The organism is Cryobacterium arcticum, from assembly GCF_001679725.1.
In the GTDB taxonomy this organism is placed as follows: Bacteria; Actinomycetota; Actinomycetes; order Actinomycetales; family Microbacteriaceae; genus Cryobacterium; species Cryobacterium arcticum_A.
In genome coordinates this window covers 2648847-2675846 of record NZ_CP016282.1, presented here as the reverse complement: position 1 = coordinate 2675846, position 27000 = coordinate 2648847, and the positions used below count along the sequence as shown (strand labels likewise).

The following is a 27000-nucleotide window of genomic DNA, read 5'->3' as shown; positions in this document are numbered from 1 at the left end:
ACTGGCCACCCTCGAGGGCCGTAACGTGTCGGCCTGGTTCGGCGAACGCCAGGTGCTCGACCGGGTGAGCCTGACCATGCCCGCCGGCGTCATCACCTCCCTGATCGGCCCGTCCGGCTGCGGCAAGTCCACGTTCCTCCGCATCCTGAACCGGATGCACGAACTGGTGCCGTCGGCCAGCCTGGCCGGCGAGGTGCTGCTGGACGGCGAGGACATCTACGACCCGGAGCGCAAGCTCGTCGACGCGCGCAAGCACATCGGCATGGTGTTCCAGAAGCCCAACCCGTTCCCGGCCATGTCGATCTACGACAACGTCATCGCCGGGCTCACCCTCACCGGCCGCCGCGTCTCCGGCGACGAGAAGGACGCCCTGGTGGAGAGCTGCCTGAGCAAGGCGGGCCTGTGGACCGAGGTGCGCGACCGGCTGCGCTCACCGGGCGGCGGGCTCTCCGGCGGCCAGCAGCAGCGCCTGTGCATCGCCCGCTCGCTCGCCGTGACGCCGCGGATCCTGCTGATGGACGAACCCTGCTCGGCTCTTGACCCCACCTCAACGCGCGTGATCGAGGAGACCATGCTCGAGCTCGCGCAGGAGGTCACCATCGTGATCGTCACGCACAACATGCAGCAGGCCCAGCGGGTCTCGCAGAACTGCGCCTTCTTCCTCGCGGCGCAGGGCACCCCGGGCGGCATCGTCGAGCACGGCCCGACCGAACTGATGTTCGGCGACCCGATCGACCGCCGCACCGCCGACTACGTCAACGGCCGTTTCGGCTGATCTTGCTGCCCCTGGGCGTCAGTCGAAGTCGAGGCTGAGCCGGCGCAGCAGCGCCGCGAGGCGTTCCTGGTCGGCGACGGGCAGGCTCGCCAGCAGGGCGGCCTCCGCGTCGACCAGCCGGGTGATGGCGGCATCCACCCGGGTGAGGCCGGCCGGTGTCATGCCCACGAAGATGCCGCGGCCGTCGTTGGGGTCGGTGCGCCGGGTGACCAGACCACGTTCGACCAGCCGGTCGATGCGGTTGGTCATCGTGCCGCTGGAGACCAGGGTCTGCTGGAGCAGAAGTTTGGGGCTCAGCTCGTACGGGGCGCCGGCCCGTCGGAGGGCGGAGAGCACGTCGAATTCCCAGGAGTCCAGCTCCGACCGGGAGAACGCGGTGCGGCGTGCGCGGTCCAGGTGCTTGCTGAGCCTGGCGACCCGGGAAAAGACCTGCAGGGGCGCAAAATCCAGGTCGGGGCGCTCGCGAAGCCAGGCATCAACGATCCGGTCGACTTCGTCATTCGCAGGCATCCCTCCATTATCCGGCTTTCCGGGCACCGGATACGGCGGATGACGCCGAGGCGCCTGCGGATCTGGCAGACTTGACTCCGTTGCCCGGCACCCACCGGCGCAATCCGCCGTGGTGTAATGGCAGCACGACAGCCTTTGGAGCTGTTAGGTCTAGGTTCGAGTCCTGGCGGCGGAGCTCATGTGTGAGAACACAGTTGAGAGGATCCACGTGACCGATTCCCGCCTCGCCATCATCGTCCTGGCCGCAGGGCAGGGCACCCGCATGAAGTCCAGCTTGCCCAAGCTCATGCATCCGCTCGCCGGCCTGCCGATCATCAGCCACGTGCTGGCGACCGCACGGGCACTGGACGCCGCACACGTCATCACGGTGCTGCGTCACGAGAGGGAGCGCCTGGCCGAGCTGGTGGCGCTCGACCTGCCCGAGAGCCTGCTCGTGGACCAGGACGAGGTTCCCGGAACCGGTCGCGCCGTCGAGCAGGCCGTCGCGGCGTTGCCGGCGGACTTCGACGGCGATGTGCTCGTGATCAGCGGGGACGTGCCGCTGCTGAACGCGGCCACCCTGGCCAACTTCATCGAGGCGCACCGGGAACGTGCTGCCGCGGCCACCGTGCTCTCCGCCTTCCCCGGCGACGTCAACGGATACGGCCGCATCATCCGCTCGGAGGACGGCACCTTCGACCGGATCGTGGAGCACAAGGACGCCACCGACGACGAGCGCGCCGTCGACGAGATCAACGCGGGCGTCTACCTCTTCGGGCTCGGTGAGCTGCGCGATCAGCTGGCCCGCCTCACCACCGACAACGTGCAGGGCGAGAAGTACCTCACCGATGTGATCGGGCTGCTCCGCTCGGCCGGCTCAGAGGTGCGCGCGGTTCCCGTCGCGGATGCCTGGCTGGTCGCCGGCATCAACGACCGGGCCCAGCTCAGCGACACCGCCGCCAAGCTCAACGCCGTCATCGTGCGTGGCTGGCAGCTGGCCGGCGTAACCGTGCAGGACCCGGCCACCACCTGGATCGACCTCAAGGCGACCCTGGCCAGCGACGTGACGCTGCTGCCCGGCACCCAGATCCTCGGCTCCACCACGGTGGCCACCGGCGCGATCATCGGCCCGGACACCACACTGCTGGACTGCGAGATCGGCGAGGGCGCCACCGTCAAGCGGAGCGACGCGACGCTCGCGGTGATCGGCGACGGTGCCACCGTCGGCCCGTTCTCCTACCTTCGACCGGGCACCTGGCTCGGCGCCGACGGCAAGATCGGCACCTTCGTCGAGACCAAGAACGCGGTCATCGGCGAGGGCAGCAAGGTGCCGCACCTGAGCTACGTCGGCGACGCGACGATCGGCGTGCACTCCAACATCGGAGCCGGCACGATCTTCGCCAACTACGACGGCGTGAACAAGAACCCGTCCGTGATCGGGTCGCATGTGCGCACCGGATCGCACAACGTGTTCGTGGCGCCGATTAGAATCGGTGACGGAGCCTACACGGGCGCAGGAACGGTGGTCCGCAAGGACGTGCCGGCCGGTGCCCTGTCCATCAACGTGGCTCCGCAGAGAAATATGGTCGGTTGGGTAGAGACCAACCGGCCGGGAACAGACGCGGCGACAGCCGCGTCACAGAGCGGAGACTAGGTGCCTGGAATCAAGAGCAGCGGCGAGAAGAAATTGGTGCTCATCTCGGGGCGAGCGCACCCTCAGCTCGCGATCGACATCGCCGCAGAACTTGGTTCGGAGTTGATCCCCACCGACGCGCGCACCTTCGCCAACGGCGAGATCTACGCCCGGTTCGACGAGAGCGTGCGCGGCGCGGATGCGTTCGTCATCCAGTCGCACACCAACCCGATCAACGAATGGCTGATGGAACAGCTCATCATGGTCGACGCCCTCAAGCGCGCCTCCGCCAAGCGCATCACCGTCGTGGCCCCGTTCTACCCGTACGCCCGCCAGGACAAGAAGGGCCGCGGCCGCGAGCCGATCTCCGCCCGCCTCGTCGCCGACCTGTTCAAGGTTGCCGGTGCCGATCGCATCATGTCGGTCGACCTGCACGCCGCACAGATCCAGGGCTTCTTCGACGGCCCCGTCGACCACCTCTTCGCCATGCCGGTGCTGCTCGAGCACTTCCGCGCCAAGCTCGACCCGTCGACGCTCACGATCGTGTCGCCCGACATGGGCCGCGTGCGCGTCGCCGACATCTGGAGCGACAAGCTCGGCGCACCGCTGGCCATCATCCACAAGCGCCGCGACCCGCTGGTGCCCAACCAGATCACCGTCCACGAGATCGTCGGTGAGGTCAAGGGTCGCGTCTGCCTGATCGTCGACGACCTGATCGACACCGGCCGCACCATCGTGCAGGCCGCGGAGGCCCTCATGGCCGCCGGTGCCACCGGTGTCGTCGTGGCCGCGACGCACGCCGTGTTCAGCCCGCCCGCACTGGACCTGCTGCAGAACCCGGCCATCCAGGAGGTCGTCGTCACCGACACCCTCCCGATCCCCGAGGACAAGCGCTTCCCCACGCTGACCGTGCTGCCGATCGCGCCCCTGCTGGCGCGCGCCATCCACGAGGTCTTCGACGAGGGATCCGTCACGTCGATGTTCGAGGGCGCCGCGTAGGCATCCGCTTCACCGTCGCAGGCCGGTCCCGGTATCGAGGCCGGCCTGCGGTCTGTCCGGGGGCTAGGTGGCCGTGCCGGCCGGCACGCGGAACGGGCCGGGGATGATGCCCAACGGCACCACGAAGGTCTGGCGCTCATTGAGGTCGATCGCGTAACACTGCCAGCCGAATCCGCCGGCGCCCGACAGCTCGAACCGGGCATCCAGGCCGACGGCCTGCGGGTAGTACCGCGCCACGGCGGCCGCGCAGGAGCGGGCAGCCGTGGCCGACGCGATGCTGAGGGTGGTGAGCACGCCGGGCACGATGAGCGCCACCAGGCCGAGCACGACCGTGACCCGCATGAGCAGCACCATCCGCCGGCCGCGCAGGGGCCGGGAGGAGTCCGCCGGCTCGTAGCCGGAGAGTTCGGGGTGTTCGCTGCTCATGGGCATCCAGTAAACCATTCCCGGCGCCGATTGCGGATGCCTGCCGTTCACCTGGCCTGCCTAGGCTGGTCGGATGAATGCAACTGCCGGGCCGGACGGCCAGGGGGCGCTGCGGCGCCAGCTCGGTGTCGGCGGGGCCATCGTGGTGGGCCTGGCGGCCATGATCGGCGCCGGTGTCTTCTACGTCTGGGCGCCCGCCGCCGCGGCCGCCGGCTCCGGCCTGCTCATCGGTCTTGTCATCGCCGGCGTCATCGCCTCGCTCAACGCCCTGAGCTCGGCCCAACTGGCCATGAGCCATCCGGTCTCCGGCGGCGCCTACGCGTTCGGCCGGGCCACCCTCGGGCCGTGGTGGGGATTCAGCGCGGGCTGGCTGTTCCTGGCCGGCAAGACGGCGTCGGCCGGCGCCATCGCGCTGATCCTGGGCGGGTATCTCTGGCCGGAGCAGGCGAGACTCGTGGCGGTACTGGGCGTTCTCGTGCTGGGCGCCGTGAACCTGGTCGGCATCCGCAGCACCGCCCGGCTCAGCGCCGTGGTGGTCTTCCTGGTGCTGGGCGGTCTGCTCGCGCTGGTGCTCGTGGTGGGGGCCGGCACCGCCGACGGCAGCAGGGGCGTCTCGGTCGACGTCGGCTCGCTGCTGGACTCCGGCTGGCTGGGCATCCTGCAGTCGGCCGGCCTGCTGTTCTTCGCGTTCGCCGGCTACGCCCGCATGGCCACGCTGGGGGAGGAGGTGCGCGATCCGCGCCGCACCCTGCCGCGGGCCATCGTGACCGCCCTGGGGTTGACGCTGGTGATCTACGGGGTGGTCGGTCTGCTCTGCGTGCTGGTGCTCGGCCCCGCCGTCCTGGCCGGCTCGGCATCGCCGCTGGCCGAGCTGGTCGGCGGCGCCGAACCGTGGACCGGCGTCGCCCGGCTGCTGGCCGCCATCGCCTGCCTGGGCTCGCTGGCGGGAATCCTGGCGGGCCTCAGCCGCACCGGGCTGGCGATGGCCAGGGAGGGCGACCTGCCCGGCCGGCTCAGCCGCATCTCGCCGACCCGGCACACCCCGGTGGTAGCCGAGGTGACGATCGGGCTCGTGGCGATCGCCGGGGTGCTGTTGCTCGACCCGGCCCGGCTGGTCGGTTTCTCGGCCTGCGCGGTGCTGGTCTACTACGCGATCGCGCATCTGGCCGCGCTGCGCCAGCCGCGCGAGCAGCGCTGGCTGCCTCGTGGGGTGCAATACCTCGGCGTCGCCGGATGCCTGCTCCTGGCCGGCACCGTGCCCTGGCCCGGCGTGCTCGCCGCAGCCGCCTGGCTGGCGCTCGGCCTGCTCGGCCGCGCCGTGCGCCTCGCCGCCGCGCGCCGCCCCTGACCCGCCGGCACAGACAACTGTTGCCCGTGCGGACAACTGGACCCGGCGTACCGGGTGCAGATGTCGCACGGGCAACAGTTGCCGTGCAGATGGTGCTGGAGACCTAGTGCGAGGAGCCCTCGGTCTCGATCTCGCTGCGGTCGCCGGACCACAGCGTGTGGAAGGTGCCTTCCATGTCGACGCGCTTGTACGTGTGCGCACCGAAGAAGTCACGCTGGCCCTGGGTGAGGGCCGCGGGGAGACGGTCGGCACGCAGGCTGTCGTAGTACGCCAGCGACGACGCGAACACCGGCGCGGGGATGCCGGCGTGGGCGGCGTCGGCGACGACGTTGCGCCAGGAGTCCTGCGCCTTCGCGACGACATCCGTGAAGAACGGGGCGGTGACGAGCGACACGAGCCCGGGGTTCTCGGCGTAGGCCTCGGTGATGCGGTTCAGGAAGCGGGCGCGGATGATGCAACCGCCGCGCCAGATCTTGGCGATGTCGCCCTTCTTGATGTCCCAGTTGTAGTGCTCGGCGCCGGCGACGATGGCGTCGAAGCCCTGCGAGTACGCGATGATCTTCGACGCGTAGAGCGCCTGGCGGACACCCTCGATGAAGCCGTCCACGTCTTCGACCGGGTTCGCCGTCGGGCCGGGAAGGGCCGCGGCGGCGGCGCGCTGCGCGGGCTTGGAGGAGACGGAGCGGGCGAACACGGCCTCGGCGATGCCGGAGACGGGGATTCCGAGGTCCAGTGCGGTCTGCACGGTCCAGACGCCGGTGCCCTTGCTGCCGGCCTGGTCGAGGATGACGTCGACGAGAGGCTGGCCGGTCTTGGCGTCGACCTGCTTGAGGACCTCCGCGGTGATCTCGATGAGGTAGCTCTCGAGGTCGCCCTTGTTCCACTCGGTGAAGATCTCGGAGATCTCGGCCGGGGTCTTGCCGGTCCCACGACGGATGAGGTCGTAGGCCTCGCCGATGAGCTGCATGTCGGCGTATTCGATGCCGTTGTGGATCATCTTGACGAAGTGGCCGGCGCCGTCGGTGCCGACGTGGGTGACGCAGGGCTCGCCGTCGACGACAGCGGCGATGGACTCGAGGATCGGGCCGAGGGTGACGTAGGCCTCCGCGGAGCCGCCCGGCATGATGCTCGGGCCCTTGAGGGCGCCTTCTTCGCCGCCGGAGATGCCGGCGCCGACGAAGTTGATGCCGGTCTCGCGAACCGCCTTCTCGCGGCGGAGGGTGTCGGTGAACAGCGCGTTGCCGCCGTCGACGATGATGTCGCCGGGTTCGAACAGCTCGGTCAGCTGGCTGATCACGGCGTCGGTGCCGCGGCCGGCCTGCACCATGATGATCGCGGTGCGCGGGGTCGCAAGCGACGCGACGAAGTCTTCGATCGCCTCGGAGGCGACGAATCCGGCCTCGGGGTGCTCGTCCAGGAGCAGTCGGGTGCGTTCGGGGGAGCGGTTGTAGACCGCGACGGTGTTGCCCTCGCGGCTGGCGAGGTTGCGGGCGAGGTTGGAGCCCATCACCGCCAGTCCGACGACGCCAATGTTTGCTGAACCGGTTACTGACACGTGTTCTCCTTCGGGTCTGTGAGCTTCGACCAATCCAAGATTAGTGGCTCGCCTCGTCAATGTAATCATATTTATTCGTCCAGGTGGGCTTCACCTCCGCATAGGTGCGCCGCATGATGAGCTCCATCGCCGCCCGGGCGTCCCCGGCCCGGCCCGCCTGAATCGCCTCGGCGACATCGGCGTGCAACTGCAGGGTGTTCTGATGCGGGTGATCGGGCATCAGGCCCAGGTCGGTGCGGCCGGACAGCACCGCCGCGACGGCCTCGTCGAGCTTGGCGAACATCTCATTGCCCGAGCCGTGCAGTACCAACTGGTGAAACCGGATGTCCAGCTCGAGGAACTGGGACAGGTCGCCGGACTGCCCCGCGCTACGCATCAGCGCGGCCACGTGCAGCAGCTCGGCCGTCACCTCCGCACCGGCATGCCGGGCGGCCAGCTCGGCGGCCATCGGCTCCACGGCCGAGCGCAGCTCGGTCAGCGAACGCAGCTGTTCGCCCTTGCCCGGGCCGAGCAGCCGCCAGCGGATGATGGTGGGATCGTACGCATTCCAGCGCGCGGCCGGCAGCACCCGGATGCCGACCCGCTTGACGGACTCCACCAGCCCCATCGATCCGAGCACCCGCACGGCCTCCCGGATCACCGACCGGCTCACGCCCTGGCGGCGTTCGATCTCTTCCGCGAGGAGAACGCTGCCGGCCGGGACGGTGCCGTCGACGATGGACCGTCCGACGTCTTCGGTCACTCGGGTGTGCAGGCTGGGCGACATGGTCGTCACTTTATCGTCTAGACTCATGAGTTGAACTTCGGCGAGGGATTCGCCCGGCGTCCGGGAAACCGGCACCGGCGCATCCGTAATCGACGCGGCGAAAAGTCCCCCAAGGCCTTTCCTCACGCTGACATGCGTTCGAGTTGAACCAGCATCCGTACCGCGGGCTCCGTGCCCGCGACATCAATACGGGCACACGAGGCCCGCAAGGAGACACCATGGCTGAGGCCACGAACAACAACAACAAGATTTCCGCTGACGCCCGCGTCAGCTTCGGCAAGGGCGCTGCCCGCAAGCTGCGCGTGCTGGGCAAGATCCCCGCCGTCATCTACGGCCACGGCACCGACCCCGTGCACGTCGCCCTGCCGGCCCACGAGATCGGCCTGCTGCTGCGCCGCGCGAACGCCGTGCTCGAGCTCGACGTCGAGGGCACCACCCACCTGACCCTGGTCAAGGATGTGCAGAAGGACCCGGTTCGTCAGATCATCGAGCACCTCGACCTCATCGTCATCCGCAAGGGTGAGAAGGTCCAGGTCGAGGTCGCCGTGCACGTCACCGGTGAGCCCGCCCCCGGAACCACCGCGGACCTCGACGCCAAGACCCTGCTCCTCGAGGTCGAAGCCACGAACATCCCGCAGAGCGTCAGCGTCGATGTCGAGGGCCTCGAAGACGGCACCCTCATCCACGCCAGCGAGATCAAGCTGCCCGCCGGTGCGTCGCTCATCTCCGACCCCGAGATGGTCGTCATCGGCGTGCACCTGCCCGCCGAGGAAGAGGAAGAGGAGACCACCTCCGAGGAGGCTCCCGCCGAGGAAGCTGCCGCAGAGTAGCGTTCCCCTGTTGACAACCGGACAGAAGACTGCGTAAAGGAACCCCCTGGACGAGAATCTCTGGCTCGTAGTCGGGCTCGGTAACCCCGGGCCCGGCTACGCCGGTAATCGCCACAACGTCGGTCACATGGTGACCATGGTGCTCGCCGACCGGATGCGGGCGAACTTCAAGAACCACAAGGCCAACGCCTCCGTCGCCGAGGGACGCAGTTTTCCCGGCGGCCCCAAGCTGATCCTGGCCAAGCCGAACAGCTTCATGAACCTCTCCGGCGGCCCCGTCGCGGGCCTGCTGCGCTTCTACTCGCTCGACGTGTCCCGGCTGATCGTCGTGCACGACGAGCTCGACCTGCCGTTCGACACCCTGAAGATCAAGGTGGGCGGCGGCCACGGCGGCCACAACGGGGTGCGCGACATCATCGCCGCCACCGGGAGCAACGACTTCATCCGCATCCGGATGGGCATCGGCCGCCCGCCCGGCCGGCAGAACGCCGCCGACTTCGTGCTGCACGACTACACCAGCACCGAGCGCACCACCCTGCCGATCATGCTCGAGGATGCCGCGGACGCCATCGAACTCATCGCCACAGAGGGCGTCACCGCCGCCCAGCAGAAGTTCCACGCCCCGCCCGCCTAGACCGTCGGCGGGAACCCGTAGACTTGTGCGGTGATTCTTCAGGGCTTGATTCCGGCGCTTTCCCGCGCCTCCACGTTCGACAACGCCCTCGCCTTCGCGGCCCGTGACGCCGACTTCTCGCTCACCGAGGGGCTGCGGGCGCCGCTCCTCGCCGCGCTGATGGAGCAACGCTCCCGCCTCGACAAGGGCCGGGCCCTGCTCGTCATCACCGCCACCGGGCGCGAATCCGAGGCGCTCCGGGAGAACCTCGGCTGCTTCTCCGACGACGCCGAGATCGTCGAGTTCCCCGCCTGGGAGACCCTGCCGCACGAGCGGCTCAGCCCGAGCGCCGAGATCGTGGGTCGCCGGCTCTACGCGCTCCGCCGGATGCGCGACTGGGAGAACGCGGATGCCGCCACCAGGCGCCCCCTCATCGTCGTCGCCTCGGTGCGTGCCGCCCTGCAGCCCGTGGCCGACAACCTCACCGACTACGACCCCCTCGAGTTGACCGCCGGCGGCCGCGGCCACGACCTGGCCGCCATCTCGGTGGACCTGGTGAACGTGGCGTACGCCCGCGTGGACATGGTCACCCGCCGCGGCGAGTTCGCCGTGCGCGGCGGCATCCTCGACGTGTTCCCGCCCATGGCCGCGCACCCCTACCGGATCGAGTTCTTCGGCGACGAGGTCGAGCAGATCCGCGAGTTCGCGGTCTCCGACCAGCGTTCGATGCCCGAGCCGATCACCTCGGTCACCCTGCCGCCGAGCCGCGAACTGCTGCTCAGCCCCGCCGTGCGCCAGCGCGCCCGGGAGATGCAGCACGAGTTCCCCAGCCTCGCGGGCCTCCTCGCCAAGGTGGCCGAGGGCATCCCGGTCGAGGGCATGGAAAGCCTGGCGCCCGCCCTCGTGGACCGGCTCGTGCCCGTCACGCACTACCTGCCCCGGCAGGCCGCCGTCGCCGTGATCTCACCGGAACGCGTCGCCTCTCGCGCCATCAGCCTGGCCGAGACCAACCGGGAGTTCCTCTCCGCAGCCTGGAACGCCGCCACAGCGGGCGCCGAAGCCCCGATCGACCTGGCCAGCGGTGACTTCCTCACCCTGGGCACCCTGCGGGACGCCGTGCGCTACAGCGCCCCCGGCGCCGGCGCCTCCGAGCGGGTCTGGTGGACGATGAGCTCCTTCCAGGCCGCGCCCACCGACATTCCCGTACTGCCGGAGCACCGCGAGATCGACGAGCTGCTCACCATCCGCGTCGAGGGTGACGCCGTGCCGAGTTTCCAGGGCAACGTCGAGGGCGCCGTCGGGCACCTCTCCAGCCGGCTCAAGGACGGCTGGACCGTCGCCGTCGTCGCCCAGGGCGCCGGCCTCGTCGACCGGGCCGCCGACGTGCTCGCCGGCGCCGAACTGCCCGCCCGCATCGTGACGGAATTCCCGGCGGAACCTGAGCCCGGCATCGCCTACCTGATCAAAGCCTCCATCGCGCACGGATTCGAGATCCCGGAGACCAAGCTCACCCTGGTCAGCGAGAGCGAGTTCTACGGCCGCACCGTCGGCTACGACGCCCGGCAGATCAAGAAGCTCGCGAGCCGACGGAAGAACGTCGTCGACCCGCTGCAGCTCAAGACCGGCGACCACGTCGTGCACCAGACCCACGGCATCGGCAAGTTCCTGGAACTCACCCAGCGCGAGGTCTCCAGCGGCGGCCGCAACCCGGTCAAGACCACCCGCGAATACCTCGTGCTCGAATACGCGCCGTCCAAGCGCGGCCACGGCGGCGACAAGCTCTACGTTCCCACCGACCAGCTCGACCTGGTCTCCCGCTATGTCGGCGGCGAGGCCCCCGCGCTGTCGAAGATGGGCGGAAGCGACTGGTCGGCCGCCAAGACCAAGGCCCGCCGTGCGGTGCGCGACATCGCCGTGGAACTGGTCAAGCTCTACTCCGCGCGGATGGCCAGCAAGGGTCACGCGTTCGGCCCGGACACCCCCTGGCAGCGCGAGCTCGAGGAGGCGTTCCCGTTCGCGGAGACGCCCGACCAGCTCACCACCATCGAGGAGGTCAAGGCCGACATGGAACGGCCCATCCCGATGGACCGGCTGCTCTCCGGCGACGTGGGCTTCGGCAAGACCGAGGTCGCCGTGCGCGCCGCGTTCAAGGCCATCCAGGACGGCAAGCAGGTGGCCATGCTCGTGCCGACCACGCTGCTCGTGCGCCAGCACATGGAGACCTTCCAGGAACGCTTCGCCGGCTTCCCGATCCACCTGCGCGCCCTCAGCCGGTTCCAGACTGACAAGGAATCCCGCGAGACCGTGGCCGGCATGCTGGACGGTACCGTCGACATGGTCATCGGCACGCACCGGCTTTTGTCCGAGAACACCATCTTCAAGGACCTCGGCCTGGTCATCATCGACGAGGAACAGCGCTTCGGCGTGGAGCACAAGGACGCGCTGAAGAAGCTCAAGACCAACGTCGACATCCTCGCCATGAGCGCCACGCCCATCCCGCGCACCCTGGAAATGGCCGTCACGGGCATCCGGGAGATGTCCACCCTGGCCACCCCGCCCGAGGACCGGCACCCGATCCTCACCTTCGTCGGCCCGTACTCCGACCGCCAGGTGGCCGCCGCCATCCGCCGCGAGCTGCTGCGTGAAGGGCAGATCTTCTTCGTGCACAACCGGGTCTCCAGCATCAACCGGGTGGCCGCGCAGCTGGCCGAGCTGGTGCCGGAGGCCAGGGTCGCCGTGGCGCACGGGCAGCTGCCCGAGGCCCAGCTGGAACAGGTGGTGGTGGACTTCTGGGAGAACAAGTTCGACATCCTGGTCTCCACGACCATCATCGAGACCGGCCTGGACATCGCCAACGCGAACACCATCATCATCGACCGCGCCGACAAGTACGGACTCAGCCAGCTGCACCAGCTGCGCGGCCGGGTCGGCCGGGCCAGGGAACGGGCCTACGCCTACTTCCTCTACGACGAGAACAAGCCGCTCAGCGAGATCGCGCACGACCGTCTGGCAACCATCGCGGCCAACAACGAGCTCGGCGCCGGCATGCAGGTGGCCCTGAAAGACCTGGAGATCCGCGGAGCGGGCAACCTGCTCGGCGGCGAGCAGGCCGGCCACATCGCGGGGGTGGGCTTCGACCTGTACCTGCGGATGATCGGTGAGGCCGTGTCGACCTTCCGCGGCGACGTCGCCGAGGGTCAGACGGAGCTGCGGCTCGAGCTGCCCGTCGACGCGCATATCCCCGAGGAGTACGTCGACAGCGAGCGGCTGCGGCTGGAGGCCTATCAGAAGCTCTCCGGCGCGAGCGGGCTCGCGGCCGCCGACGACCAGATCGGCCTCGTGCTCGAGGAACTCACCGACCGCTACGGCGAACCGCCCGAGGCCGTCACCAACCTCATCGCCGTCTCCCGGCTCCGCCGCCACGCGCAGCAGGCCGGCCTCGGCGAGGTCGTCGCGATGGGCTCCAACCTGCGGGTGGCCCCGGTCGACCTGGCCGATTCGATGCAGGTGCGCCTGCAACGGATGTACCCGGGCTCGAAGTACTCGGCCGCGGCCGGCACCATGATCGTGCCGTTGCCGCGCGTGAACGGTGAGCCGCCGGCCGACGCCGCGCTTATCGCGTGGACGGGCTCACTGCTGGATGCAGTTTTTCCGCGGCCCGTCGATACTGCCGTGCCCGCACACTGACCACGACCGCCGAGACCAGGATCGCGAAGCCCGACCCGAGCAGAACGGCGAGGGTGGCCTCGTCGACCACCTCGGTGTTGCCGGCGAAGGCGAGCGCGCCCATCAACAGCGACACCGTGAAGCCGATGCCGCCCAGGCACGCGACCATGACGATGTCGGCGAACTTGAGCCCGGACCTGGAGCCGTTCGGGCGTCGGGAGATCATGCTGCCCAGCGTGCCCGCCAGGGTGATGCCCAGCAGCTTGCCCACCGGCAGGGCCACCAGGATGCCCCAGAACGCCGGGCTGAGCTCGGCCAGGCTCACCTGGGGGATCGCCACGAGAGCGGCGGAGAAGGCGAACAACGGCAGGATCACCGCGTTCGAGTAGGGCTCGAGCACGTGATGCGCGCGCCCCCCTGGCACCCGCGCCATCACGAGGCCGAGGATCACGCCGGCGATGGTGGCGTGCACGCCGGAGAGGTAGGTGAAGTACCAGGTCGCCAGGCCCAGCACAGTCAGGGCGGTCACGATCGGCCAGACGGGCTTCCGGCCCAGCACCCAGGCTGAACGGGGCTTGAGCATCCGGCTGGTGACGCCGAAGAGGGTTGCGGTGATGGCGGCGAAGCCGATGTATTGCAGCTGCGGGTCCTGGGTGAAGAAGAACGCGATGATCAGGATGGCGACCAGGTCGTCGAGCACCGCCAGGGCGAGCAGGAACACGCGCACCCGGGTGGGGATGCCGCGGCCGAAGACCGCGAGCACACCCAGCGCGAATGCGATGTCGGTCGCCGTGGGCACCGGCCAGCCTGCCGCGAGCCCGGAGCCCTGGGTGAGCAACAGGTAGATGCCGGCGGGCACGAGCACCCCGCCGAATGCCGCGAGGGCCGGCAGCGCCGCCTTGCCCACGCTGTTGAGGTCGCCGATCACGAGCTCGCGCTTGAGCTCGATGGCGATGAGGAAGAAGAACACCGCCAGCAGCCCGTCGCTGATCCAGTGCTTGGTGGACAGGTCCAGCCCGAACAGGCCGGTGTGCAGGTGCTCGTTGAGGGCGTCGATCAGCGCCGGGCCGAACGACAGGTTGGCCATCAGCAGGCCGAGGATCCCGGCGATCAGGAGGAACCCGGCGGCGTAGCGCTCGGAACGGATGAAGGTCATGGGGAGTCCTGTTCACCCGCAGAAAAACGGGTCGGTCGTGAGTCGGAGCGAAACGCTTCGCCCGCCGACCAGACTTCCCGGCACACCTGCGTTCAGTTTAGCCGGGCCGCCTACGATGGAGTGTGACCGAATCCAGCCAGCCCCGCCCAACCGGTAGCCCGACCCCCGGCCAGTCCGGCCTCGACGAACTCGTGGCCACCGTCGCCCGGCTGCGCGCGCCCGGCGGCTGCCCGTGGGATGCCGAGCAGACCCACGAGTCGCTCGTGCAGTACCTCACCGAGGAGACCCACGAGCTGATCGAGGCCATCGAGAGCGGCGACCGCGAGGACCTGCTCGAGGAGCTCGGCGACGTGCTCTACCAGGTCGTCTTCCACGCGTCGATCGCCGCCGAGACACCCGGTGAGGAGTTCGACATCCAGGATGTCGCCGCGCGGATGACCCGCAAGATGGTCGGCCGGCATCCGCACGTCTTCGGCGACGGCGCCGAACAGAGCCTCGAGGCGGTCGTCGCCGGCTGGGACGACGTGAAGGCGGCCGAGAAGCCGCACCGCACCAGCGTGCTCGACGGCATCCCGCAGGGCATGCCCGCGCTCGCCCTGGCCGACAAGGTGCTCGGCCGGGCCCAGAAGATCGGGCTGCTCGAAACGGATGCGCCCGGCCTGCTGCCCATCGACAGTGAGGCCGAGCTCGGCCCGATCCTGCTCGCCATCGTGTCGGCGGCCAAGGCGCAGGGACTCGACTCCGAGCGGGCGCTCCGCACGGCGCTCCGCGACCTGCAGGACGAGATCCGCGCCGCCGAGCAGGAGGGTGACCCTGAGGACGCCGGGATCATCGGCCTGCCCAGCAGCAGCTAGGCGAGCAGCCGCTAGGCGATCCGGCTGCCCGTCGGCAACCGGCGGGCGGGCGTGTTCGTGCGCCGCCAGGCCCACAGCAGGGCGCCGGCGCCGAGCAGCAGGTGGATGCCGAGCCCGACGAACCAGGACGGCAGAGCGCCGTCGTAGGTCTCCTGCGCAGTGACATACTCCTGGTCCACGTAGCCGCCGGTAGTGCAGTAATTGTTCTCCGTGGACAGGTCCGGCGCGGCCTGGGCACTACGCACGCCGACAGCGATGCTGCCGAACAGGTCGACGGGTTCGCCGCCGGCACCGAACTCGCCCGGGGCAGCATCCGCCACGACCACGTAGGGGTTCGCCGCCAGGATCCACCAGTAGTAGTCGAACCGGGGGACCTGGTAGGTGTTGGTGGTCGGCGGCGAGCAGACGATGTCGGTGTCCGTCCCGGTCTCGTCGTCATAGGTCGACGACAGCACCGTGCGATCCACCGACGTCAGGGTGGACTGGGTCGCGGTGCCGAGCAGGGCGAAGGAGATCAGCGTGCCCAGGCTGAGCACCGCGACCATGAGGTAGGTCACCACGATCGAGAACAACGGCCGGGTGAGGATGCCGGAGAGCCCCACACCGATCGCGGCGATGACGCCGAGTTCGACGGCGAGGACCAGCATCGAGACCACGATGGTACTCACCGCCACCTCGCCGAGCAGAACCGCAGCAGCAAGGAACGGCACCGCGGCGGCCAGGAAGGCCAGCGCCGTGATCCACGCCGCGAGGAACTTGCCGAGGATCAGCTGACCCGTACCGATCAGGGTGACCTGGGTGGTCGCCAGTGTGCCGGCCTCCCGGTCGCCGTTGATGGCATTGCCGCTGAGGGCGGGGGAGACCAGCGTGGCCAGCAGGAGGACGAAGAACACCACGGCGGAGAAGACCAGGCTGCCGCCGGCCTGCCAGGTGCCGGCCGCCAGCCAGACCAGCAGGGTCACCAGGCCCACCAGTACCACGAACACGCCCAGGAGCACGTACCAGGCCACCCCGCGCACACGCTGGCGCAGCTCGAGGGTGACGATCAGCCAGACCCCGGAGAGGTACTCGGCGCTCATCGGGTGACCTCCGGCCGGTTCAGTTCGAGGAAGGTGTGCTCGAGGGTGCCGACGGCAGGGCCGAACTCGGTGACGGCGACGCCGGCGCCCACCAGGCGCGCCAGCAGCGCTGCGGCGTCCTCGGGGGTCGCCACCTGCACGAGTGTGCCGAGGTTGTCGACGGTGACGGCTGCGGCCGGCTCGGCGGATACCGCGAGCGCGCGCGCCAAGACGTCGGGGTCGAGTGCCCGGATGCGCCAGGAGCGGTGCCTGGCGGCGGAGGTGGCGACTGCCGCGGCGCTGGCGGTGCGGCCGGCAGCGAGGTACACGGCAGCATCGGCCATCTCGTCGAGCTCGGCCAGGACGTGGCTGGAGATGAGCACGGCGACACCGTCCCCGGCCAGACGGCGGATCAGGTCCCTCAGGTCACGACGCGCGGCCGGGTCCAGACCGGAGGCCGGTTCGTCGAGCAACAGCACCCGCGGGGAGTGTACGAGGGCCCTGGCCAGGCTGAGCCGTTGTTTCTGGCCGCGGGAGAGCACCCGGGAGGGCCGGTCGGCCAGTTCGCCGAGGTCGGCGAGCAGCAGGAGTTCCTCGGCCCGGGCCGCGGCGGCGGCCGGGCTCATCCGGTACATCTGTCCGGTGACGGTCAGGGCGGCCCGGGGGCTCAGGGTGGGCCAGGAGCCGAGGGCGTCCGGCATCCAGCCCATTCGAGCGCGCACGGCGGCCGGGTCGGTGACCGGGTCGTGGCCCGCGATGCGGATCTGGCCGGCGTCCGGAGCGAGCAGGGTCGCGAGCATGAGCATCAGGGTGGTCTTGCCGGAGCCGTTGGGCCCGATGAGCGCGGTGACCGACCCGGGCGGCACGCTCAGGCTCGCGTCCGCCACGGCGTGCACACTGCCGAAGGTGCGGCGCACACCGCTGACGGTGATGCCCCCGTGTTCTGCGTGGTCGGTGATCGGTTCGTCCATCGTTGCCCCCTCCGGCGGAATGACACCGAGTCTAGGGGCAGGCCCTCCACGGTGGCCCACTGGGCGGCGGAGCGCTAACGTCGGCTCATGACCGAAACCTCCTTCAACGCGCTCCTGACCCAGCAAATCGGCAACGAGTTCGCCGCGTCCCAGCAGTACATCGCCATCGCCACCTGGTTCGACAGCCAGGACCTGCCGCAGCTGGCCGCCCACTTCTACCGCCAGTCGGTGGAGGAGCGCAACCACGCCATGATGCTCGTGCAGTACCGGCTCGACCGCGGCCTCGAGGTCGTGATCCCCGGTATCCCCGCCGTGATCAACGGGTTCGCGAACATCGTCGAGCCGATCGCTCTCGCGCTCGCCCAGGAACAGCAGGTCACCGGTCAGATCGAGGCACTCTTCCGGGCCGCCCGCGCCGACGGCGACGCCCTCGGCGAGCAGGCCATGCTCTGGTTCCTCAAGGAGCAGGTCGAGGAGGTCGCGTCCATGTCCACGCTGCTGACCATCGCCCGGCGCGCCAAGGACAACCTCTTCGACATCGAGAACTTCATCGCCCGCGAGCAGGTCGGCGACGCCGGCGGCGACACCGACGCTCCCGGAGCCGCCGGCGGAGCCCTCTAACCGCTGACGGAACGGGGCCGGCCGGGGGACCTGACAGAATTGGGGGCATGGCAACAGCAGTGACCCCTCCTCGCGGCATGCGCGATTTCCTCCCGGCCGACAAGGCCACCCGCGAGAGGGCGCTGGGCATCATCCGCTCCAGTTTCGCCGCACACGGGTTCGACGAGATCGAAACGCCGGTCATGGAGGACACTGCCAGGCTGCACTCCGGGCTCGGCGGCGACAACGAGAAGCTCGGCTTCGCGGTGCTCAAGCGCGGCCTCGCGCCGGCCGACCTCACGGCCGCGGCCGAGGCCGACGACCTGCTCTCCCTGGCCGACCTGGGCCTGCGCTTCGACCTCACCGTGCCGCTGGCCCGGTTCTACGCCAGCCACCGCGCCGACCTGCCCACCGTGTTCCGCTCCATCCAGATCGCCCCGGTCTGGCGGGCCGAGCGCCCGCAGAAGGGGCGCTACCGCCAGTTCATGCAGTGCGACATCGACATCATCGGCGAGGCCGGCCCGCTGGCCGAGATCGAGCTGATCACCGCCACCGTCGCGGCGCTCGACAACCTGGGGCTGACCGGCTGCTCGATCCGCATCAACGACCGGCGCATCCTGAGCACCATGCTCGCCACCTGGGGGGTCGATACGGCCCTCACCGAACGCGCCCTCATCACACTCGACAAGCTCGACAAGATCGGCGTCGACGGCGTCGTGACCGAGCTGGCCGGCCTCGGCGTGAACACGACGGGCCTCGCCGACACGCTCGCCGGCTTCGCCGACGCCGGCTGGCCCGACCAGGCGGATGCGCCGGCTTGGCTCGACCAGGCAGCGTACGCCGACCTCACCGCGCTGCGCGCCGCGCTGCCCGGAGTGACCCTGGTCTTCGACCCCACCCTGGTGCGCGGTATGGGCTACTACACCGGCACGATCTTCGAGATCGCCCACCCCGACCTGGGCTATTCGCTGGGCGGCGGCGGCCGCTACGACGGCATGATCGGCCGGTTCCTCGGCTCCGACGTGCCCGCCTGCGGCTTCTCGATCGGGTTCGAACGCATCGTCGACCTCCTGGCCGGCGACGACGGAACGGCCGAGAACGCCGTGGTCCTCGTGCACGAGAAGGACGCAGACCCGGCCGCCCTGGTGCGCCTGAAGACGGCGCTCGTCGCCGGGGGGCTGCGGGTGCGGCTGGAGAAGCGCACCAAGAACCTCAAGGCCCTGCTCGAGCGCGCGGGCGCCGCCGGCTATGGCCGGTTCGCCGTCGTGGCCGACGAGACCGTGACCGCCGACGAGCTGGTCTTCAAACCGCTGGGCGACTGAACGGTCCGTGAACGCTCGGGCGACGGGACTTCAGTCCTCCTCGCGCCCGCGCCCCGATCACTAGACTGTCCTCGGACTGGAACACAGCGGCGTCTTCCTCGAAATCCACTCGGACTTACATCCAAAAATAGATAGACAGACAGACACAGGAGATAGTTGTGGCTCTTATTGACGCAGTTGTTGCACGCGAAATCCTCGACTCCCGGGGTAACCCGACCGTCGAGGTCGAGGTTCTGCTCGAGGATGGCACGCTCAGCCGTGCCGCCGTTCCGTCCGGCGCCTCGACCGGCGCCTTCGAGGCTTACGAGCTGCACGACGGTGACAAGAAGCGTTACCTCGGCAAGGGCGTGCTCAAGGCCGTCGGCTCCGTCACCGACGAGCTCGGCCCGGCCGTCGAGGACCTCGACGCCGCCGACCAGCGCATCATCGACATGGTCCTCAACGAGACCGATGGCACCGTCAACAAGGAGCGCGTGGGCGCGAACGCCATCCTCGGCGTGAGCCTGGCCGTCGCCAAGGCCGCCGCCAGCTCGGCCGACCTGCCCCTCTTCCGCTACCTCGGCGGCCCGAACGCACACACCCTGCCGGTGCCGATGATGAACATCATCAACGGTGGCTCGCACGCTGACAACGACGTCGACATCCAGGAATTCATGGTTGTCCCGCTCGGCGCCCCTACCTTCAGCGAGGGCCTGCGCTGGGGCGTTGAGGTCTACCACGCCCTCAAGGGCCTGCTGAAGAGCAAGGGCCTGGCCACCGGCCTCGGCGACGAGGGTGGCTTCGCCCCCAACCTGCCCAGCAACCGTGCCGCGCTCGACCTCATCGTCGAAGCCATCACGCTGGCCGGCTACACGCCCGGCACCGACATCGGCCTGGCGCTCGACTGTGCAGCCACCGAGTTCTTCAAGGACGGCGTCTACCACTTCGAGGGCAAGGAACTTTCTTCCACCGAGATCGTCGCGTACTACGCCGAGCTCCTCGAGGCGTACCCGCTCGTCTCCATCGAAGACCCGCTCGAGGAGGAGGACTGGGAAGGCTACGTCCACCTCACCGCTCAGCTCGGCGACAAGGTACAGATCGTCGGAGACGACCTGTTCGTCACCAACCCGATCCGCCTGGCCAAGGGCCTCGAGCTCGGCGCCGCCAACTCGATCCTCATCAAGGTCAACCAGATCGGCACCCTGACGGAGACGATGGACGCCGTCGCCCTCGCCCAGCGCGCCGGCTACACGACCGTCATCTCGCACCGCTCCGGTGAGACCGAAGACACCTTCATCGCCGACCTCGCCGTCGCCACGGATGCCGGCCAGATCAAGACCGGTGCCCCGGCCCGCAGCGAGCGCGTTGCCAAGTACAACCAGCTCCTGCGCATCGAAGAAGAGCTCGGCGAGGCCGCGGTCTACGCCGGTCGCTCCGCGTTCCCCCGCTTCAAGGGCTGATACCCCTCCAGCGACACGCTTGACCTGAAGGACCCCGGCCACCGGCCGGGGTCCTTTTCGGTTGCGTGCGAGCGAGCCTGCGGGTTTCCTCAGGATCGGTGCGCCCGGCCCGTGTCGACCGATGCGGCGCCAAACATCTGGCACTCTAGAAGAGGGGCATGTTCTGCGCCCCGGTCTGCGCGCCGCAATCGGAGGGAGTCGTCGTGACCACGAACGGTTCGGGCATGACCCCGCCCCGCCTCCCCGGCCCGCGCCGGCCTGCGCCGAGCGCGGAGAAGCCCCGCACTGAAAAGCCGCGCACCGAAAAGCCGCGCGCTGAGAAGTCCCGCACCGAGAAGTCCCGCACCGAGAAGTCCCGCACCGAGAAGTCCCGCACCGAAAAGCGCCCGATGCAGCTCGCCACCGACGAGACCGCGGTGGGCAGCTGGCTGCGCGGCCTCCGATTGTCGGGCTTCTCCTTCGTGATGATGGGCATCCTGGTGCTCGCCGTGGTGGCGCTGGCCCCCAACGTGCGCACCTACGCCGAACAGCGCCAACAGATCGACGCCCTCAGCGCCAGCGTCGCCGACCAGCAGGCCGCCGTGGACAAGCTCAAGGACGAGCGCGAACGCTGGAACGACCGCACCTATGTCACCACCCAGGCCAGGGCCCGGCTCTCCTACGTAATGCCAGGCGACATCAGCTTCCTGGTGATCAACGACACCGGGCAGAGCGTGGCCGGGGCCGCCGACACCGCCCCCGTCAGCACCGCCATCCAGGACACCGACGTCGACTGGGTCGACTCCGTCTTCCGCTCGGTGATGACCGCCGGACTCGCCCCTCAGGAGGCAGCACAATGACCAGACCGCCCTTCGATCCCGCCACCGAGGCGGACATCAGCACGGTCTCCGCGCAGCTCGGCCGCCCTGCACGCAACGTGATCGGCATCGCCGCGCGCTGCGTCTGTGGTGCCCCCACCGTCGTGGCGACGGCCCCGCGCCTCGCGGACGGCACCCCGTTCCCCACCCTCTACTACCTGTCGCACCCCGCCGCGACGGCGGCGCTGTCCTTCCTCGAGGCCACCCAGGTGATGAACGAGTACAACCAGATGCTCGCCGACGACGACGAGCTGCGCGAGCACTACCGGTCCGCGCACGAGAGCTTCCTCGCCGACCGAGAGATGATCGGCTCCGTGCCCGAGATCGCCGGGATCTCTTCCGGGGGCATGCCCGAACGCGTCAAGTGCCTGCACGCCCTCGGCGCCCACGCGCTGGCCGCCGGCCCCGGCGTCAACCCCATCGGCGACCTCGCCCTGCTCCGTGCGGCGTGGTCGCCCGAGGTGTGCGAATGCCTCGACTACGCCCCGCCGGCGGTTCCCCCGGCCGACGCGTGAGCACCCGCCGACTGACGCGTGGCCTGGCGGTCGTCCTCGCGGCGTCGGTGGTCTTCGTCGGCGTCGTCGGCGCCGCACCGGCGGCCAGGGCCGACCAGGTGCGCGACCTCGAATACTGGTTGAACGACTACGGCTTCAGCCAGGCCTGGAACACCAGCAAGGGCGCCGGCGTGACCGTCGCCGTCGTCGACACCGGGGTGGACGGGAGCGTCGCCGAACTCAACGGAGCCGTCGTCGGCGGCACGGATGTGTCCGGCATCGGCTCGTCCAACGGCCAGACGCCGGTCGGCGACGACAGCAACCACGGCACCCTCGTGGCGTCGCTGATGGCCGGCCGCGGCACGGCCACCGGCGGCGGCCTCATCGGGGTGGCACCCGAGGCCTCCATCCTCAGCGTGTCCGTGGCGTTCGGCACCAGCGACGCCACGCTCAGCAACGACGACCAGATCGCCGAGGGCATCCGGTGGGCCGTGGACAACGGCGCCGACGTGATCAACATGTCGCTCACCCGCAACACCCTGGACTGGCCGACCAGCTGGGATGACGCGTTCCTCTACGCGTTCGACAACGACGTCGTGGTCGTGGCGGCCGCCGGCAACCGGGGCAGCGGCACCACCGAGGTGGGCGCCCCGGCCACCATCCCGGGCGTTCTCACCGTCGCCGGCGTCGACCAGTCCAAGGACGCCAGCTTCGACGCCTCTTCCCAGGGCATCACCATCGCCGTCGCCGCTCCCAGTGAGAAGCTAGTCGGCGTCGCGCCGGGCGGCGGCTACATGCTGTGGGACGGCACGAGTGCCGCCGCGCCGATCGTGTCGGGGCTCGTCGCCCTGGTGCGCTCGGCGTATCCGAAACTGGATGCCGCGCAGGTGATCAACCGGGTCATCGCGACCGCGAACGCCAACGGCCACACCGTGCCGAGCCCCATCTACGGCAACGGCCTCATCGACGCCGCCGCCGCGGTCTCCGCCTCCGTGCCCAAGTCCACCTCCGCCACCCCCTCTGAGCTGCTCACGCAGTGGATCACGCTGCACCGCCGCGCCGACAGCGCGCCCATCACACCCACCGAGCCGAGCACGGCCGTGCCCGTCCCCCCGCAGGCCGACCCGGCGTTGCCGGAGCGGAATGTGGCCGCCGCGTGGTTGCCGAGCCCGCTCACCCTCACCTACGTGAGCGTGCCGCTCGCCGTGCTGGTGGGGTTTGGTATCCTAGTAACGCTGTTCGGCATTGGGGCCACGCGGCATTTCAAGCGAATTCGTTCCAAGCTCTAAAATTTCGCGTATCCAATCCTGTAGGAGGCCTTCTAATCGTGCCCAAAATTCTCATCGTCGGTGGCGGCTACGCGGGGTTCTATACCGCCTGGAAGCTCGAGAAGTGGCTGCGACCCGGCGAGGCCGAGGTCACCATGGTCGATCCGCTGCCGTACATGACGTACCAGCCGTTCCTCCCGGAGGTGGCCGCCGGATCGATCGACCCGCGCCACTCCGTCGTCGCGCACCGTCGTCACCTCAAGAAGACCAACGTCCTCACCGCCAAGGTCACCAATGTGAACCACGCGGAGAAGAAGGCCACCATCACGCCGCCCGTTGGCGAGCCGTGGGTGTTCGACTACGACATCGTCGTGGTCACCGCCGGTGCCGTCTCCCGCACCTTCCCGATCCCGGGCGTCGCCGACCAGGCCATCGGCCTGAAGACGGTCGAAGAGGCCGTCGCCATCCGTGACAAGGTGCTCACCAACTTCGACAAGGCAGCCCAGCTGCCCGCCGGCCCCGAGCGCGACCGCCTGCTGACCTTCGTGGTCATCGGCGGCGGCTTCGCCGGTATCGAGGTCTTCGCAGAGCTCCGTTCCTTCGCCAGCTCGCTGCTGACCAAGTACCCGCAGATCGCGTTCGAGGACACCCACTTCCACCTCATCGAGGCCATGGGACGCATCATGCCCGAGGTGTCGGAGAAGACCGCCCTCTGGGTGATCAAGAACCTGGCCGAGCGTGGCGCAGAGGTGCACCTGAACACCCAGCTCACCTCCGCCGTCGACGGCAAGATCGAGCTCTCCACCGGCGAGTCCTTCGAGTCCGACCTCATCGTCTGGACTGCCGGCGTGATGGCCAACCCGGGCGTCGTGCGCAACACCGACCTCCCGATCGAAGAACGCGGCCGCCTCCGGGTGCGCCCCGACCTGCGCGTCGGCACCGAGGACGAGATCATCGAAGGCGCCTGGGGCGCCGGTGACATCACCGCCGTTCCCGACCTCAGCGGTGGCGGCGTCGGCGGGTTCTGCGTGCCGAACGCCCAGCACGCCGTGCGTCAGGGCAAGCTCATGGCCAAGAACATCGTCGCGGTCCTCCGCGGCGAGGGCCCGGCCGAGTACAACCACAAGAACCTCGGCGCCGTCGCGGGCCTGGGTGTGGGCGTCGGAGCATTCCAGTCCGGCAAGTTCGCCATCACCGGGTTCCCGGCCTGGGTAGCCCACCGCGGGTACCACGGCCTGGCCATGCCGAGCTGGGAGCGCAAGATCCGCGTTGTCGCCGGCTGGGTCCTGAACGTGTTCCTCGGCCGCGACATCGTGTCGCTCGAGGCCGTGCAGACCCCGCGCGCCGTGTTCGAAGAGTTCGCCTCCCGCCCGAAGCCGCCGGCGGCAGCCCCCGCGGCCGCTCCGGCAGCAGCCGTGAAGGCTCCGCGCGCGCCGCGCAAGGCTCCCGTCAAGAAGCCCGTCGAGGTCGCCGCAGCCGAGTCCGGCACGGAGACCGTCGCCGCCCCGTAAAGCACCAGTGGATGCCGCGCCAGCGCGGCATCCACTCGTGATGCCCGGCTCGTCCGGGCGTGCCCCCGTAGCCCAACCGGCAGAGGCAGGCGACTTAAAATCGTCACAGTCTGGGTTCGAATCCCAGCGGGGGCACTCTCAGCAGAACTGGCGCAGTTCTTATTGGCGCAGCGCCGGCAGCACGAACCGCTGCCAGGCCCACGCGGTCACGCTCAGCACCGCGAAGACCAACGCCGCCCACACCAGCACGGTGGGGCCCTGTCCCTGCCACAGCGACAGTCCCGGTGAGAGCAACGTGAACAGGGCCAGCCAGGCCGGCACCGTCAGGGCCGCCCAGATCGGCGGCGACCAGGCCAGGATGCTGCGCCCGCTCGTGCTGCCCAGCGGGATGAGCACCAGCACGGCCGAGCCGATCGACACGAGCACCACGGTGTTGGCGAACTCGGCCGCGAGGGCGCCGATGAAACCGCTGGGTTCCGGCAGCACGCCCACCACGAGCAGGGCCACCAGGCCGAGCACCAGCAGGGTACCGGCGCGCATCGCGGCGAGCTGGCCGCGCTGGGCCAACACCGGTCCTGAGCGCACGACCACGCTGCCCAGAAGACCGAACAGCAGGGCGGGGTGCAGGTCGAGCAGCCGGGACGCGAGGGCGGTGACGGCGATCACGGCGAGATAGCGCGGCAGGATGGTCAGGGCCACATCGACGTGCAGGGCACGCGCTCCCCACCACTGCGGCACCAGCGCTGCCGCGGCGTTCACCACGGCGAGCGCCAGGGCCACGGCGAGCAGCAGCCGCAGGTACGACGGGGTCGCGGCCACCGGGCCCGAAAGCAGGACGAACACCGCCGCGGCCGTGATGGCCGCTCCCACACCGACCCAGCGGTTGACCCGCACGGTCGGGGCCACCTCGAATTCCTCCCTGGCCCGGTTGCGCCCGGCGAACCGGTGGGTCTGGAAGAGCGGGCGTCCGTTCCTCGCCCGCGACACGGTGCCGGCCAATAGACGCGCCGGCACGACCAGCAGCAGCAGTGCGCCCAGGGTGAGCAAGCCGGCTTGCAGCCAGGGGAAACTGGCGACGGTCCAGGGCGGGATGACGGCGGTGCTGAACTGGGTGGGGTCGTTCCAGCCGCCGGGCACGGTCAGGGTGGGCGGAAGGTCTCCGGCCTGGTCGTCCGGTGCGCCGGGGGCCGGCGTGGCCGAGGGGGTGCCGGGCGGCACCGCGGGTGCCGGCGTCGGTACCGGTGTGGCCGTGGGCGCCGGGGTGGGGGCCGTCGTCGGCTGCGGCGCCGTGGTCGGGGCCGGCACGGGCTCGGCCGGGGGAGTGGGTGTGGCCGGGGCCGTGCCGTAGCTGACCCGGATCGGGGCGCTTCCGGCGCTGACATTGCCCGCGGCATCCTGCTGCACGGCGCGCAGGTCGTAGGAGCCGTCGGCGATACCGGATTCGAACTCGGTGCACGACCAGGTGCCGCCGGAGACGGCGGCGCTGCAGAGGGAGTAGGCGCCGGCGAAGACCGTGACGGTCGCGCCGTTCTCGCCCTGGCCGAAGTAGGTGGCACCGGGCGGCACCGTGGAGCCGGCCGCCGGGCCCGCGACGGTGGGCGGCGCCGGGGCGTCGACGTCGAATTGCAGCGTGACCGGGTCGCTGGCCGGGGAGGAGTCTGGGGCGCTGAAGCCGGTCTGCTGCGACGCCGTGACCTGCTCGGTGCCGCTGATCAGGCCCTGCATCAGGCAGGCCCAGGCGCCGGATCCGTCGACGGTGAAGGAGCAGCGCTGGCCGCTGCCGAGGACGGCGGTGACGGTGGCGCCGGGGTAGCCGGTACCGCGCACCAGGCCGTTCGAGGAGGACGTTCCGGTGGGCCCACCCGTGACGGTCGGTGGCTGCAGCACCCGCACCGAGATGGTCGCGGCGAGACCGGAGTCGCCCTCGACGACGGCCCGCAACGTCACATCGGGTCCGCTCGGCAGCCGGACGCCGGGGCACTGCCAGGTGGAGCTACCGTCCGCCTCGATGATGCACAGCGGGTCGCCGCCGGCGGGCGAGAGCAGTTGGATCTTCTGGCCCGGGTCGCGGCTGCCGCCGACGCTGACGCTGCCGCCCACGAAGCTGCCCGGCGCGGGGGTGTCGATCGTCGGTGCGGCGGGCGCCGGACTGGGAGACGGGGTGCTGGATTCCAGCGGAGCCAGGGACGGCGTGGGGGTCGTGCTGTCCTGCGGGGTCGGTTCGGTCGTTTCGGTGGGTTCGACGACCTCGGCCCGGGTCAGTGCCGCGGCGGGGGAGACCGCACCGGCGAGGGGCACAGCGACGAGGGCGGCCAGGAAGACCGCGACGACGAGCATCGGGGCGCACCGGACACGCCGCCGGGATCGATC

The 27000-nt window shown here is 69.9% G+C and carries 23 protein-coding genes and 2 tRNA genes; 17 read left to right on the top strand and 8 right to left on the bottom strand.

Annotation, left to right across the window (positions count from 1 at the left end):
• Position 1 precedes the first annotated feature (1 nt).
• Entirely contained in the window at positions 2 to 775 is a 774-nt protein-coding gene (locus PA27867_RS12040) for a phosphate ABC transporter ATP-binding protein (RefSeq protein WP_208857341.1), read from the top strand.
• A gap of 18 nt (positions 776 to 793) precedes the next feature.
• On the opposite strand, the gene PA27867_RS12035 is transcribed toward PA27867_RS12040, so the two are convergent.
• Positions 794 to 1285, bottom strand: a complete 492-nt coding sequence (locus PA27867_RS12035; RefSeq protein WP_066596637.1) for a MarR family winged helix-turn-helix transcriptional regulator — start codon at positions 1283 to 1285, stop codon at positions 794 to 796.
• 103 nt (positions 1286 to 1388) lie between these two features.
• Here PA27867_RS12035 and PA27867_RS12030 point away from each other — a divergent pair.
• The 3 genes from PA27867_RS12030 to PA27867_RS21070 all read left to right on the top strand — a co-directional run bounded on the left by PA27867_RS12030 (position 1389) and on the right by PA27867_RS21070 (position 3896).
• Positions 1389 to 1460: transfer RNA gene (locus tag PA27867_RS12030), tRNA-Gln, on the top strand.
• A 3-nt stretch (positions 1461 to 1463) separates the two neighbouring features.
• Complete coding sequence (gene glmU / locus PA27867_RS21075) at positions 1464 to 2918, top strand: bifunctional UDP-N-acetylglucosamine diphosphorylase/glucosamine-1-phosphate N-acetyltransferase GlmU (protein ID WP_420480674.1); 1455 nt, start codon at positions 1464 to 1466, stop codon at positions 2916 to 2918.
• Entirely contained in the window at positions 2919 to 3896 is a 978-nt protein-coding gene (locus PA27867_RS21070; protein ID WP_066596631.1) for a ribose-phosphate diphosphokinase, read from the top strand. It begins immediately after the preceding gene.
• 63 nt (positions 3897 to 3959) lie between these two features.
• On the opposite strand, the gene PA27867_RS12015 is transcribed toward PA27867_RS21070, so the two are convergent.
• Complete coding sequence (locus PA27867_RS12015) at positions 3960 to 4322, bottom strand: hypothetical protein (RefSeq protein ID WP_157109209.1); 363 nt, start codon at positions 4320 to 4322, stop codon at positions 3960 to 3962.
• 73 nt (positions 4323 to 4395) lie between these two features.
• On the opposite strand from PA27867_RS12015, the gene PA27867_RS12010 reads away from it, so the two are divergent.
• Positions 4396 to 5670, top strand: a complete 1275-nt coding sequence (locus tag PA27867_RS12010; protein WP_066596629.1) for an APC family permease — start codon at positions 4396 to 4398, stop codon at positions 5668 to 5670.
• 103 nt (positions 5671 to 5773) lie between these two features.
• Here the strand turns inward: PA27867_RS12010 and gndA are convergent, their stop codons facing one another.
• Together gndA and PA27867_RS12000 are read right to left on the bottom strand one after the other, a co-directional pair.
• A complete protein-coding gene (gene gndA, locus PA27867_RS12005) occupies positions 5774 to 7177 on the bottom strand; it encodes an NADP-dependent phosphogluconate dehydrogenase (RefSeq protein ID WP_066596627.1) in 1404 nt (467 codons plus the stop codon).
• Between the two features lie 88 nt (positions 7178 to 7265).
• A complete protein-coding gene (locus PA27867_RS12000; RefSeq protein ID WP_066599815.1) occupies positions 7266 to 7991 on the bottom strand; it encodes a FadR/GntR family transcriptional regulator in 726 nt (241 codons plus the stop codon).
• A gap of 218 nt (positions 7992 to 8209) precedes the next feature.
• Between PA27867_RS12000 and PA27867_RS11995 the strand changes: the two genes are divergently transcribed.
• The 3 genes from PA27867_RS11995 to mfd are packed head-to-tail and all read left to right on the top strand — an operon-like array spanning position 8210 to position 13121.
• A complete protein-coding gene (locus PA27867_RS11995; RefSeq protein WP_066596625.1) occupies positions 8210 to 8821 on the top strand; it encodes a 50S ribosomal protein L25/general stress protein Ctc in 612 nt (203 codons plus the stop codon).
• A gap of 46 nt (positions 8822 to 8867) precedes the next feature.
• Entirely contained in the window at positions 8868 to 9455 is a 588-nt protein-coding gene (gene pth / locus PA27867_RS11990) for an aminoacyl-tRNA hydrolase (RefSeq protein WP_066596621.1), read from the top strand.
• Between the two features lie 30 nt (positions 9456 to 9485).
• Entirely contained in the window at positions 9486 to 13121 is a 3636-nt protein-coding gene (gene mfd / locus PA27867_RS11985) for a transcription-repair coupling factor (RefSeq protein ID WP_066596619.1), read from the top strand.
• On the opposite strand, the gene PA27867_RS11980 is transcribed toward mfd, so the two are convergent.
• Positions 13048 to 14256: a Na+/H+ antiporter NhaA gene (locus PA27867_RS11980; protein ID WP_066596615.1), complete on the bottom strand. Its 1209-nt coding sequence runs from the start codon at positions 14254 to 14256 to the stop codon at positions 13048 to 13050. The two genes, mfd and PA27867_RS11980, sit on opposite strands and share 74 nt — an antisense overlap.
• A gap of 122 nt (positions 14257 to 14378) precedes the next feature.
• Here PA27867_RS11980 and PA27867_RS11975 point away from each other — a divergent pair, with 122 nt between their 5' ends.
• Positions 14379 to 15110, top strand: coding sequence for a MazG family protein (locus PA27867_RS11975; protein ID WP_066596613.1), 732 nt, complete (start codon positions 14379 to 14381; stop codon positions 15108 to 15110).
• 11 nt (positions 15111 to 15121) lie between these two features.
• Here the strand turns inward: PA27867_RS11975 and PA27867_RS11970 are convergent, their stop codons facing one another.
• Positions 15122 to 16189 carry an ABC transporter permease gene (locus PA27867_RS11970; protein ID WP_066596611.1) on the bottom strand — a complete coding sequence of 356 codons (1068 nt, stop codon included), beginning with the start codon at positions 16187 to 16189 and terminating at the stop codon, positions 15122 to 15124.
• Positions 16186 to 17139 carry an ABC transporter ATP-binding protein gene (locus tag PA27867_RS11965; RefSeq protein WP_066596610.1) on the bottom strand — a complete coding sequence of 318 codons (954 nt, stop codon included), beginning with the start codon at positions 17137 to 17139 and terminating at the stop codon, positions 16186 to 16188. The genes PA27867_RS11970 and PA27867_RS11965 overlap by 4 nt, the downstream gene beginning before the upstream one ends.
• 87 nt (positions 17140 to 17226) lie before the next feature.
• Between PA27867_RS11965 and PA27867_RS11960 the strand changes: the two genes are divergently transcribed.
• From PA27867_RS11960 to PA27867_RS11925, 8 genes are all read left to right on the top strand, one after another.
• Positions 17227 to 17760, top strand: coding sequence for a ferritin (locus tag PA27867_RS11960; RefSeq protein WP_066596609.1), 534 nt, complete (start codon positions 17227 to 17229; stop codon positions 17758 to 17760).
• 47 nt (positions 17761 to 17807) lie between these two features.
• A complete protein-coding gene (gene hisS, locus PA27867_RS11955) occupies positions 17808 to 19061 on the top strand; it encodes a histidine--tRNA ligase (protein WP_066596608.1) in 1254 nt (417 codons plus the stop codon).
• 158 nt (positions 19062 to 19219) lie between these two features.
• On the top strand, positions 19220 to 20500 hold the full coding sequence (gene eno, locus PA27867_RS11950) for a phosphopyruvate hydratase (protein ID WP_066596606.1): 1281 nt from the start codon (positions 19220 to 19222) through the stop codon (positions 20498 to 20500).
• 224 nt (positions 20501 to 20724) lie between these two features.
• Positions 20725 to 21339: an FtsB family cell division protein gene (locus PA27867_RS11945; RefSeq protein WP_157109208.1), complete on the top strand. Its 615-nt coding sequence runs from the start codon at positions 20725 to 20727 to the stop codon at positions 21337 to 21339.
• Complete coding sequence (locus PA27867_RS11940; RefSeq protein WP_066596605.1) at positions 21336 to 21872, top strand: DUF501 domain-containing protein; 537 nt, start codon at positions 21336 to 21338, stop codon at positions 21870 to 21872. The genes PA27867_RS11945 and PA27867_RS11940 overlap by 4 nt, the downstream gene beginning before the upstream one ends.
• Positions 21827 to 23140: a S8 family peptidase gene (locus PA27867_RS11935; protein ID WP_066596604.1), complete on the top strand. Its 1314-nt coding sequence runs from the start codon at positions 21827 to 21829 to the stop codon at positions 23138 to 23140. Before PA27867_RS11940 ends, PA27867_RS11935 begins: the two co-directional genes overlap by 46 nt.
• A 38-nt stretch (positions 23141 to 23178) precedes the next feature.
• Positions 23179 to 24630 (top strand): NAD(P)/FAD-dependent oxidoreductase, encoded by a 1452-nt coding sequence (locus tag PA27867_RS11930; RefSeq protein WP_066596603.1) that lies wholly within the window; start codon positions 23179 to 23181, stop codon positions 24628 to 24630.
• Positions 24631 to 24691: 61 nt separating this feature from the next.
• Positions 24692 to 24765, top strand: a tRNA-Leu gene (locus tag PA27867_RS11925).
• Positions 24766 to 24789: 24 nt separating this feature from the next.
• Here the strand turns inward: PA27867_RS11925 and PA27867_RS11920 are convergent.
• Entirely contained in the window at positions 24790 to 26967 is a 2178-nt protein-coding gene (locus PA27867_RS11920) for an Ig-like domain-containing protein (protein ID WP_066596602.1), read from the bottom strand.
• Positions 26968 to 27000 lie beyond the last annotated feature (33 nt).

Coding starts and splice junctions, on each gene's coding strand:
- PA27867_RS11940 (WP_066596605.1), top strand. CDS start 21,336: ATGACCAGACCGCCCTTCGATCCCGCCACCGAGGCGGACATCAGCACG.
- PA27867_RS12010 (WP_066596629.1), top strand. CDS start 4,396: ATGAATGCAACTGCCGGGCCGGACGGCCAGGGGGCGCTGCGGCGCCAG.
- PA27867_RS11970 (WP_066596611.1), bottom strand. CDS start 16,189: ATGAGCGCCGAGTACCTCTCCGGGGTCTGGCTGATCGTCACCCTCGAG.
- PA27867_RS11995 (WP_066596625.1), top strand. CDS start 8,210: ATGGCTGAGGCCACGAACAACAACAACAAGATTTCCGCTGACGCCCGC.
- PA27867_RS11945 (WP_157109208.1), top strand. CDS start 20,725: ATGACCCCGCCCCGCCTCCCCGGCCCGCGCCGGCCTGCGCCGAGCGCG.
- PA27867_RS12035 (WP_066596637.1), bottom strand. CDS start 1,285: ATGCCTGCGAATGACGAAGTCGACCGGATCGTTGATGCCTGGCTTCGC.
- PA27867_RS12000 (WP_066599815.1), bottom strand. CDS start 7,991: ATGTCGCCCAGCCTGCACACCCGAGTGACCGAAGACGTCGGACGGTCC.
- PA27867_RS11920 (WP_066596602.1), bottom strand. CDS start 26,967: ATGCTCGTCGTCGCGGTCTTCCTGGCCGCCCTCGTCGCTGTGCCCCTC.
- PA27867_RS11960 (WP_066596609.1), top strand. CDS start 17,227: ATGACCGAAACCTCCTTCAACGCGCTCCTGACCCAGCAAATCGGCAAC.
- PA27867_RS11965 (WP_066596610.1), bottom strand. CDS start 17,139: ATGGACGAACCGATCACCGACCACGCAGAACACGGGGGCATCACCGTC.
- glmU (WP_420480674.1), top strand. CDS start 1,464: ATGTGTGAGAACACAGTTGAGAGGATCCACGTGACCGATTCCCGCCTC.
- PA27867_RS11935 (WP_066596604.1), top strand. CDS start 21,827: ATGCCTCGACTACGCCCCGCCGGCGGTTCCCCCGGCCGACGCGTGAGC.
- hisS (WP_066596608.1), top strand. CDS start 17,808: ATGGCAACAGCAGTGACCCCTCCTCGCGGCATGCGCGATTTCCTCCCG.
- gndA (WP_066596627.1), bottom strand. CDS start 7,177: ATGGGCTCCAACCTCGCCCGCAACCTCGCCAGCCGCGAGGGCAACACC.
- PA27867_RS12015 (WP_157109209.1), bottom strand. CDS start 4,322: ATGAGCAGCGAACACCCCGAACTCTCCGGCTACGAGCCGGCGGACTCC.
- PA27867_RS11980 (WP_066596615.1), bottom strand. CDS start 14,256: ATGACCTTCATCCGTTCCGAGCGCTACGCCGCCGGGTTCCTCCTGATC.